Raw genomic sequence first — 1,393 nt, 5'->3', positions numbered from 1 at the left:
ACCAAGCTCGGCATCGATCCTGACGAAAAATATAGTATCGCAGACGTGGTTTGTTGAGCTAGCAGGCTTTCATAGGTGTTGAAACACTGTTCTTCAGATACGTTTTCGCCTGAAACAGCCGATCGCTGAAGAGTGCGAACGTATCGGCTATTCTCCGCTACGGCTGCGCTCGTGGACGTAGCTGAAAATCAGGCTGAGTGGGACGGCTATCCAGATCGTCCACACGACCACTGTCAAGACGGTAAGGGGGTACAGCTCGAAGAACGCTCCGAGGAACTCGGTGAGCGAGGTCAGCGGGTCGGCCCCCACGTACGGGTTCAAAACCTCGTAGCCGTACACCGGAGCCAGTAGCAACCACACGGCAGTCCCGGCGAGGTAGTTCCCGATGACCGTGACCAGCGCTGCGACGGCCCTGTAGTACGGGACACTTGACGACAGGAAGCGCCACGTGAGCGCCCCGACCACGAATCCCGTGGCGAGGTACACCGGGATCGCAGACAGAACCTCCCCTGCGGAAGCCGCCGTACCCGAAACCAGCGTACTCACCGGAGCAAACACGATTCCACCGGCGAGGACACCGGCCGCCATACTGTAGCCAGCCCCCACGTCTTGTCGGTCTCCGAGCGGCAACCGTGACGGTCCGTATCGACCGTACAGCCGCACAACTCGGTCCAGCCTGGCTACCATGACACTCACCCCCTGATAAATCGTATCTGAACGTACTTCGTTCCGCCGGCTGGACAGTGGCTCGCTGTCCATCTCCTTATCTGGGGCAGCCTCGACTCCGGGATAGACCAGATACACAGGTAGAACAGTCTACTCGCCGAATAATCGAAGACAGCTCAGTCGACATATTTCTACTCTGTACCGAGCGAGACCGGGCGAGTATATGTTATCTGTCGAGGATTTCACCTATGGAAACGCTGCTACCCGGGCAAACCACGTCTAGCGACAAAATGATTACGCCGTCTAGGGATCTGTTGTTTTCACAGCCGGTAGGCGGTCGGAACGTGTCTGCGGTGCGGTCGCTGTCTGGCGATAGCTGACGCTCACGGAGGGCCTCGGCCGGCCACTGAGGGCCGCCGGACCGGCGGCCCTCAGATCCCTCGTCTATGCGGTTACACCCGGTGGATCGTACGCTTCTCCCCGATCAAGCATGTGGTAGATCGATACCAGCATCTTCCGAGCTGCTGCCACGATCGCTTTCTGTGAGTTCTTCCGGCTTGCTAACCGGTCGTAAAACCGACTGAGATACTCGTCGTTACTCGTATGAACTGCGGTGTTTGCTGCTTGGACGAGCAGCCATCGTACACGCCCTGATCCACGTTTCGAAATACTCCCTTCGATCCGCGAGTCGCCTGACTCGCGGATCACCATCCGTTGTAGTTTAGCG

2 protein-coding genes are annotated in these 1,393 nt (G+C 58.1%); both read right to left on the bottom strand.

The window, feature by feature from the left end:
• Window positions 1-147: 147 nt before the first annotated feature.
• Complete coding sequence (locus Z052_RS07205; protein ID WP_241897915.1) at window positions 148-606, bottom strand: hypothetical protein; 459 nt, start codon at window positions 604-606, stop codon at window positions 148-150.
• A gap of 504 nt (window positions 607-1,110) precedes the next feature.
• Window positions 1,111-1,393: transposase (locus tag Z052_RS07200; RefSeq protein ID WP_144050012.1), on the bottom strand; the 283-nt coding region annotated here is incomplete at its 5' end.

The organism is Halorubrum sp. C191 (assembly GCF_002727095.1).
Classification (GTDB): domain Archaea; phylum Halobacteriota; class Halobacteria; order Halobacteriales; family Haloferacaceae; genus Halorubrum; species Halorubrum ezzemoulense.
The sequence above is the reverse complement of the archived record's forward strand: the minus strand, read 5'-3'. Positions and strand labels throughout refer to the sequence as shown.